This window comes from bacterium (assembly GCA_037131655.1).
Classification (GTDB): Bacteria; Armatimonadota; Fimbriimonadia; order Fimbriimonadales; family JBAXQP01; genus JBAXQP01.
In genome coordinates, this window is record JBAXQP010000081.1 from 1 (window position 1) to 9,840 (window position 9,840).

The following is a 9,840-nucleotide window of genomic DNA, read 5'->3' on the forward strand; positions in this document are numbered from 1 at the left end:
TTTACTTATATGCGGTTGAACTCGCAGTAAACGACAAGTCTCATCAAGTCCGGCCAGGTTTACTTCAGGCCTAACTCTGCTATTGGGTTAATGTTAGACTTTGCGTTTTCTGCGTAGCATGCCAAGAGCGCCAAGACCAAGCACTGTGACGGTGACTGGTTCAGGCACAACACCTACTTGCAGGACAACGCTGTCCGCACCGCAGTTATAAGTACCGGAGTTATTAGAGTTAATAGCAAGCGAAATCTCACTGATATTGAGGGCACCGCTTTCGGCCCCGACCACATTACTGCCGGATTCTACGAAAAAGGATGTCAGAATATTGGCAGTCGGGGTCGCTTGCGACGCCCCACTAATTGCCATCGCTATCGCTGCCACTGCACAGATTGTCAATAACTTATTCATTTGTTCTGACCTGTTCTTGCTGTAATGGGGTATCTATTACACCCATTTCTCCGGGTTCGATTGCTTTACTCAGCGTTGCCCCGAAATTACGCGCCGAATTTTTTGTTTGCCACCTGGTTCAGATCGTAACCACCAAATAACATTATTATTTTACGTTAAGTTGGTTAAAATAGCTGTCAACTATAGAATGATTTAATAAGTATTAAATTCCTAGTAAAACAGGTGAGTTTTGGGTGATAACAGGAGTGATATTTATTTTGAAGTATAATAAGTTATTAATAAGGAAGAACTTATTTACTCGTTATATTTGCTATTATATCCTTAGGGGAGAGTAGGCTTTGACAAACTTCTGGAGTATTCATCTTGACTATATTCACATCATATACGGCGTTAGTTTGTTGGCGCTGGCTATTAGCTATGTAAGTGCATGCAAAGCTAACTACATAGTGATGCCATTAAAGCTTATCGTAGCTTTTGGCTATTTGGAAGGATCAAGCGAGTTGCTGGGCGCTTTTGGGCACAGCTTAGATCATTCGTTTTGGCTTGAGCAAGTGCGAGCAGTATTGTCATCACTATCTTATCTTGCTCTTTTCGAATTCGGTAGACTCCATGCACAAGGCAGAAATTCTAAACTCGGCTCGCGTTGGATTTACCTGCCAGCGCTGGCTCCGGCTATGCTGTTAGCAAGCTCAAGTACTGAGAGCGCCATAGCTGCCTATCACTATGGTATTGGGTTGCTTGGAGCGATGCTATCGGCATTCGCATTTTACCGAGCTGCGGGTATTCGTGACGCAGCCGGTAGCTTAGGACTTAAGTTGGCAGCAGCAGCCATGGCGATTATCGGGCTGACAATCATAATCTCATTGCCTAAAGCCTCGTTTATGCCTTGTATATGGATTAATGCCGACAACTTTTTGCTGCTGACTAATTTCCCGATAGAGTTGTTGTCTACCGCCAGCGTTATTCTCTGTACATTTGGCTTTTGGCTTCTTTACCGGTCAATAGCGGATAATTCCGCCTTCGAGTACCTCATCGATGTTCCCGTTTTACTGGTTGGGTTACTGCTAGTGACCGTGTATGGTTGGATAGGAGCGGATATAAGAGGTCGGTCAGTGGATGAGGCTATACGCTTAACCTTATTACGACAAGCAACTTCGATAGCGAGAACGATCAGCCCATCGTTAATCGAGCAGATGTCATTCAGACCAGAGGATAGCACCTCGCAACAACTTGTCAATCTCAACGCGAAATTATCATCTTATGGGAGCTATGCCCATTTAGACAACGTATACGGCCTTGCCATGCGAGATGGGAATGTTGTATTCGGTCCGGGAAGCAAGGGCGATAAGGCATCAGGTTTCCGTCCATCAGGAACGGTTTTCGCAAATCCGCCAGAGAGTCTCCTCAGCGTTTTCAACAACAAAAAGTCGGTTGTTGTCAGCCCCTACACAAATGAGCGAGGCAATTTCGTTTCTGCATTCGCCCCTGTTATAGACACCAACACGAGCAAAGTATTGATGGTAGTTGGCCTGGATATTAAGTCCATTAGTTTAAAAAATGAGATCGCCAATTCCAGAAGGTCCGCAATACTCATAACATTAATAGGCCTCATCCTAATTGTGTGTGCAGGGAGCATATTATGCTTCATTCGGCAGAAAAGGTGGCAAAATCAATTTGTCGTGCGACATTTGGATGCTCTGTTGATTTTGTTTCTTGGTGTTATCCTATCTTCCCTGGTGGCTCTGAATGTTCGCAATTCTGAGATGCAAGACAGGCAACATGAATTTCAGCGACTAGCAGATGCCAGATATCAAATTTTGGAGGAATTACTTTTTCGAGTACAGCACGATTTGGAAAGTTTAGCTCGTTACATTGAGAACGACCAAAATATGTCCCTGCGTCAATTTGAAAATTTTGCAAGACAGCCCCATGACACCTCCTTTATCCAGGCATTGGAGTGGATTCCGCAGATATCTACGCAGGACAAAGAGGGCTTTGAAGCGAAAATCAGCAATCAATACGGCAAACATTTCCAGATAACCGAGAAAATAGCGGATGGCAGCAGTATTCCGGTTGCCAAGCGAGATTATTATTATCCAGTTTGTTTTGTGACGCATTTGCGCGGCAATGAGAAAGCGATAGGATTTGATCTTGGAAGTGAGTCCAAACGCTTGGCAGCACTCCGAAATGCCATTACGACCGGCCTCCCTACGGCGTCTGCTGCGGTTACATTGGTTCAGGAAACTGGAACACAAAATGGTGTGCTAATCTTCAACCCAGTGCGAGGAAAAGACGGCATTCTCTTAGGATTTTCACTCGGAGTGCTTCGCATGCAGAGCTTTTTGGAGCGCGGGCTGACTTATAGCGGGCGCAATGATACACAGCTTGCCTTAGACATAATTGATTTATCTCAATCTGGAGAGCCGAAGCCGTTAGCGCACTTTCCTCCAAATGGCAGTTTCAATTCGCAAAGTGATGTCGGCCAGTCCTCTGGATTAACCTCGTGTTCTTACCCTGTTTTTACATTTGGGCGTCCCTGGGTGGTGAACGTACGTGCAGGAACTTCATACCTTTGGTCACCTCTGGTTAGCACATGGCAAATTGTTCTAGTGATGGGTATAGCCCTTGCTGTGATGATAGCTGTTCTGGTTGGGTATTGGGGTGAACGACGAGCGGACATGGAGGCATTGGTCAGGGAGCGCACCAGAGAATTAAAAGAAAATGAGAATCTGTTGGATCGTGCAGTTGAGGGTACCGGTATCGGACTCTGGGGTTGGAACGTGTCGACGGATGAAGTGATATTCAGTTCCAAATGGGAGGAGATTCTCGGTTATACGCTTAAAGAATTGCAATCTTTTGGACATCAGATATGGCACGAAATTTGTCAACCAGACGATCTTCAACTTTTCACTGAACAGCTTAACAAGCACTTCGTTAAAGAAACGGATCGATTCAACTGTGAAATCCGAGTAAAACACAAAGATGGTCACTGGATGTGGGCACACTGCCGTGGAAAAGTATCAGAATGGTCACCTGACGGCAAACCGTTGCAAATAGCGGGGACTCTCAGCAACATTACCGATCGCAAGGAAGCTCAGATAAGAAATACCAATGCTTCAGTTCGCATACAACAACAAAACACGATAGTCAGTGCGTTAATGCGTTCTTCAGACATAGGAGATGGCAACGTTAAATCGTTAGCACGATATTTAACTGAAAATGTTTCTTACTCGTTAGGAATTGAACGCATAAGCGTATGGCTATTCAATGACGACGCTTCTGAATTGCGATGTTTAGACTTATTCCAAGCAACTTCGAAAGAACACTCGAGTGACATTGTACTGACCGAAGCGAGTTTTAAGAGCGAATTAGATCAACTTAAAAACGGCTATTACGTGGATGCACACGATGCTCAAACTGATACTAGAACCGCAAGTTATCTTGAAGCATACCTAAAGCCGATGAAGATAGCGTCTATGCTGGACGCTGTTATCTGCACTGGCGAAAAGATTCTAGGAACGCTACGCTTCGAATACGTTGATACAGCCCATCTTTGGGAACAAGATGAAATATCGTTTGCATGTCAGTTGGCTGACCAAATAGGGATGGCCATCCTTAACAAGGACCGTCTGCGAGCTGAAGCCACTGTGCGCAAAACCGAAACGAACCTTAGACAATTCTTTGACACTGTTCCTGAAATGCTCTTTGTACTTGATAGTAATGGTTCCATACTTCACGCAAATAAAGTCGTTATTGATCGCCTAGGCTATGAGCTTTCCGAACTTATTGGCCGATCCGTACTTGATCTCCATCCACAAAATCGACTTGATGAAGTACAGTTTATCGTTACCGAGATGCTCGCTGGACGGCTTATTTCTTGTGTTGTGCCTCTGGAAACCAAAGATGGCAAACAAATTCCAGTTGATACTCGTATTGCTATGGGCGAGTGGGATGGCAAGCCAGCGATGTTCGGTGTTACAAGGGATGTGGCCGATCTTAGGTTGTCGGAAGAGAAGTTCTCGACAGCTTTTAACGGAGCTCCTATACTTATGGCTATTTCATCTGTTGATGATGGCAAGCTGATTGACATAAACGAAGAGTTTGCCCGCGCGACGGGCTATACCCGGGATGACTCGTTAAACAAGACCACGACAGAGTTGGGCTTGTGGGTGAATTCAGAGGAACGTTCTTCTGTAATGGAAATGCTCAAGCTGAAACCAAATTTTCGCGATATTGAGCTTCAAATACGCGCGAAGGATGGTAGAGTTCTTTATGGCATTTTTTCAGCTCAACTGATCCGTTTCGGCGAAATCTCATATGTCTTAACGACTATGGTAGACATCTCCGATCTGAAGAAAGCGCAAAAAGAATTGCTGGATACAAACGCTGAACTAAAGGATGCCTCACTTTATGCACAGGAAATGGCGATACGAGCGGATAAGGCTACGGCAGCTAAAAGCCAGTTCCTAGCAAATATGAGCCACGAAATAAGGACACCGCTGAACGGCGTTCTGGGAATGACTGAGCTACTTATTGATACCGACTTGGACTCAGAACAAAGACATTATGTCACTATGCTCAAATCTAGCGGTGAATTCCTGCTTGGTTTGATTAGTGATATACTAGACCTCTCCAAGATTGAAGCTAACGCAATTGAAATAGAGCATTTGCCATTTAATGCTTGCACTTTAATTGAAGATGTCATAGATACCTTTGCTTCTACTGCAAAGATAAAGGGACTTGAAATCGCATCTGTATTCCCACCAGATGCCCCAAAAATGTTAATTGGTACACCGGGCCGCATCAAGCAGATACTTAACAACTTGGTCTCCAACGCCGTGAAATTTACACACCAAGGCGAGATAGAAACATCGGTTTCTGTGGTCTCAGATACTGATGTCGGGATCATGCTGCGCATTGATGTTCGCGACACAGGAATTGGCATACCGAGAGAGTTTCACGAAAAGATTCTGTCACCTTTCACACAAGTCGACAGCTCTGTTACCCGCCAGTATGGCGGGACCGGCCTTGGCTTATTTATATCCAAGCGTCTAGCTGAACTGATGGGAGGACAACTTGGACTAACTAGCGAACCAGAACAAGGGTCTTCATTCTGGTTTACCGTTCTTCTGAAGAAACAGTCATGTTCAGGAACTGAAGGATCTCATATTGCCTTTTCTCGAATACTTATTGTGGATAGCCATTCTGCAAGCCGAAGAAGTCTGTCAAGCAGTTTGAGTTGCTTGGGCGCACAACACGACAGTGCCTCGTCCACAACACAAGCGTTAGAGTTGTTGCAAGCAGCTATGGAAGAGAACAAACCGTATGATCTCGCGCTTATTGATGTGACTAATGCCGATCACAATGGCGCTGAGCTTGCTCGCCTTATTAAGTCAGAGCCTGCTTTCGAACAGTTGAACATGGTAGCACTGACATCGTTCTTGCCTGACTCGGCCGTTCAGATTTACAGGTCGATGGGTTTTCAGAGGTTTCTTTCTAAGCCAGTACGTCAGGCTGCCCTGCAATCGTGTCTAAGTGAGTCCTCTATGCAAATCGCCTTGGGAAAAGCGGATTCAAAACCAACGCTTTTTAGACATACGATATCGGAGATCAGTAAAAAACACACTCGCGTGCTAGTAGTGGATGACAATACTACCAATTTGGAGGTCACCCTACTTCTTCTGCAAAAACTCGGATATACAGTTGATACGGCACGAAACGGCTTAGAAGCTTTACGGGCTTTTTCCAATTATCCTTATGACCTTGTATTGATGGACTGTCAGATGCCTGAAATGGATGGTTATCAAGCGACAGCCGCCATACGAGGTTTGGATTCAACAACCAGCAATCCAAGAGTACCTATTATCGCCATAACCGCTGGGGCGATGTCTGATGACCGTGAAAGATGTTTTGCTGCAGGAATGAACGATTATATCCCCAAGCCCATTGATTTCAAGCTCTTGGCTAATTTAATAGAACACTGGCTTGCATCACCACCTGATTCAGACGGTACAACCGAGTTAGGTGACTCTGAACAAGATTCTTTTGTTGTCCCTATCTCAGTCAACCAAACCGAGTCATTTATTATGTCAAAAGATCCTGCAGTGTTTGATGCTAGTGTCTTGATGCGCCTACTAGATGGCGACCAAGAATTAGCGAACATCTTCACAAACCGATTCTATCAGGACTGCTTAACACGTTTAGATATCCTGAAAGAAGCTTTCAAAAACGATCATTTTGATGTTATTAAATTCCAATTACACGCGATAAAAGGGGCCTGTAAAACTGTTGGTGCGGTAGCATTGGGACAAGTAGTCGAAACGGCAGAGGATTGTTGCATAAGAGGAGAATTCGATCTGCTTAAGGACATTCTTCAAGAAATAATACGCAGCGTCAAACAGTTGGCTGAAGCCATCCAATAGCAACCGCAAAAGAGGGGGGTCGGGCTTCAGAATAATTTGTACTGTTAATCTTTGGTTCAAGTGTACACTCACGTGTTCTGTTATTCTCTTCTTTTTCTAGAAATCATCCGATAGAAGAAGAGGGAGCAATTAGACCTTGAGTGAAATAATAACAGAAATCAAGCTCGCCACACATCGCCCCAATAAGGAGAGTACCGTATGCCTAGCGATAGAAGCCTTGATGAATTAGCGAAACTTGTCCTTATTGTAGAGGATCACGCCATTGTAAGGGAACTGCTGGCAGTCAAGTTTATCAAAGAGGGGCTAGCATCTGAGGTACTTGAAGCGGGAACCATTGCAGAGGCTGCAGAAATGGTTGATAAGCATAAGCCATCTATAGTGATCAGCGATATTTTGATGCCTGATGGCAATGCATTAGAATGGGTCGCTCGCGTCAAGCAAAAGAATCCTAAAATGAAACTTATCCTGTTGACATCACTCAACGACAAAGCCTCATTGATTACTGCGGTGAGGTCAGGGATTGACGCTTACATCATCAAAACAGCGCGCATTGACAAACTGTTGGATATCATACGTTATGTCCTGCAAGATCGGATTTACTATGACCCCGAAGTTAGCAGCTACTTGCTGGCAGATATGATATCAGGAAGGGAAATGGGATCGCTATATGATGAAATCTCTGGTATAGATTGCTCACAGTTATCTCGGCGAGAAAGAGATGTCCTGACATTACTGACTTACGGGCATTCAAATGCCGAAATAGCGCGTAGACTTGTTTTAAGCGAGAATACAATTAAAACCCATGTGTCGCGCATATATAAGCGTTTAGAGGTGAGCTCCAGGCGGCAACTGCTTCCAAAGAACCTCAAATTGGGCTAAGGGCTTGTGTGATACACTTCCCTGCCTCTGCTTGGTGCAGTGCTATCACGATCTACGGTTCTGAATTACTCTTCCTTTTGATTTCCTATATCTTCGCAAATTAATATTGCTGCTTTTTAACCACTAATACTAAACTTGGACTAGATAAGAAGCGGCAAATCAGGGGCGATATCCCAGACAAAAAAATTGGACTGTGGTCAGTGCGAATGTAAGCGGCGGGCAAACAATCGGCTTTTTCTGACCACAGTACCAATACAATTCAGGGAGGAAATGAAACCATGATTACTCTAGGATAGAAACGTATACCGCAAAATTTTCAACTTTGACCTATTAATGGAGGGACTGCCACACTCACCAAAGTCTTTCGCCATCTGCGCAGTATTTCTACTATGCCTCAGCTACAAGGAATAATTAAAAGATGCAGCATTTTCAGGGCGGCCTAACTGCAATCCTTCTTCTTAACACAATCTAAGCTGACTTGGCACTCTCCCGTTCTTGCGATCAACTTTGTAGAGTGAGACTGACACAACCTTCTTATGCGCATCGCGGCGCAGTAACAACTTCATCGAATTACCAGGTCATTTGAAACCCTCATACCTGTACCTGCTCTGTTGGCGGCATCATAACCGGCATTCTCTACACTTTCAGACAAGACTTTTGCGGGGAAGTCTCGGCTTTGGTTAGAGATTAGCTTCAGTACAGCTTGCCATCTTGGTTCGCAAGCGTTCAATATTATTATTATCCGCACTTTACTCCACTTCCCATATCCCCCATTTAACGTGATTAAGGAATGACTAAGAGAGTGATCCGAAGGCGGTATTTATAGCAGTATGTCCCTCTAATTGCATGACAAACTTCGCCTCTTACTTTAACTCTTTACAATAGAATGTCACCCAAATTATCACTCTGAATTCACCTATTTCACCAGGTATTTAATCCTTCTTTAATCATTCTATAGTTTACAGCTTTTTTGACCAACTTAACGTACAATATTAGCGTTGCTTGGTAGTTACGATTTGAACCAGGTAGCTCACAAAAAATTCGGCGCGTAATTCCGGGGCGACGCCGAGTAAAGCAATCGAACCCGGAGAAATGGGTGCATTAGACACCCAAATATAGCAAGGACAGGTCAGAAAATGAAAAAGTTAGTAACAATTTTGGCAGTTGTGTGTGTGATGGCTATGGCGAATTTTGCTTCGGCTGACACATTTGGAACAGGAGATAATCAGTTCAACATCGACTTTGTGCCGATTTCTGGCAGCACGAACCCCACGAGCGGTTACGGCATTGTCAACAACGACTACCGCATGGGCACCTACGAGATCAGCAACGACCAGTGGAACAAGTTCAAGGCCACCTATGGTGCGGTAACAGGCAGCCCTTCGACTGCATATAACTCTGATCCTTACTTCACGGGTGAGAGCGTTCCGACCAACAATGTAAGCTGGTACGAGGCGGCACAGTTCGTCAACTATCTGAATACGAGCACCGGCCATCAGGTAGCTTACAAGTTCACCGGCACACAGGGTACAAGCGGTTATGCCCTCGGTGTGTGGCAGAGCGGCGAAGCAGGTTACAGTGCAAGTAATCCTTACCGCAACAGTAATGCGTATTATTTCCTGCCGACGGAGAATGAATGGGTCAAGGCGGCCTACTGGAACGGCACGAACCGCCAGACCTACGCGACGATTGGGGACACGACTCCGACACAGGCAGGTTGGAACTACTACAAAAAGGGATATGCCACGAACCCTTATGGCCCCTGGGCAGCCACCAGCGGCAGTCAGGAACTCAACGGCACACATAACATGATGGGCAATGTCTGGGAATGGATGGAAAGTCCATATTGTACTGGAGATTATTTGTCCGGTTCCTATCGTGGCCTTCGCGGTGGGTCGTACTCCAGCGACTTCGCCGACTACCTCGCGTCGTACTTCCGGAACATCTACAACCCGAGCCTCGACAACGTCTTCGTCGGTATCGGGTTCCGTGTTGCCTCCGTCCCTGAACCAGCAACAATCGCAGTGCTTAGTCTTGGCGTATTGGGCATACTTCGCAGAAAACGCACAGCCTAACCTCAACCCAACAACAGAGTCCGGCCGCACGTAATCCCGGCCGGACTTGATGAGACTTG

The 9,840-nt window shown here is 45.3% G+C and carries 4 protein-coding genes; 3 read left to right on the forward strand and 1 reads right to left on the reverse strand.

Annotated features, from left to right (window positions below; genetic code table 11):
• Positions 1 to 93 precede the first annotated feature (93 nt).
• The gene (locus WCO51_05420) at positions 94 to 405 is read right to left on the reverse strand and encodes a PEP-CTERM sorting domain-containing protein (GenBank protein ID MEI6512700.1); all 312 of its coding nucleotides are present in this window, start codon (positions 403 to 405) and stop codon (positions 94 to 96) included.
• Positions 406 to 743: 338 nt separating this feature from the next.
• On the opposite strand from WCO51_05420, the gene WCO51_05425 reads away from it, so the two are divergent.
• From WCO51_05425 to WCO51_05435, 3 genes are all read left to right on the forward strand, one after another.
• Positions 744 to 6,827, forward strand: coding sequence for a PAS domain S-box protein (locus tag WCO51_05425; GenBank protein ID MEI6512701.1), 6,084 nt, complete (start codon positions 744 to 746; stop codon positions 6,825 to 6,827).
• A gap of 198 nt (positions 6,828 to 7,025) precedes the next feature.
• The gene (locus WCO51_05430) at positions 7,026 to 7,706 is read left to right on the forward strand and encodes a response regulator transcription factor (protein ID MEI6512702.1); all 681 of its coding nucleotides are present in this window, start codon (positions 7,026 to 7,028) and stop codon (positions 7,704 to 7,706) included.
• Positions 7,707 to 8,842: 1,136 nt separating this feature from the next.
• A complete protein-coding gene (locus WCO51_05435) occupies positions 8,843 to 9,781 on the forward strand; it encodes an SUMF1/EgtB/PvdO family nonheme iron enzyme (GenBank protein ID MEI6512703.1) in 939 nt (312 codons plus the stop codon).
• Positions 9,782 to 9,840 lie beyond the last annotated feature (59 nt).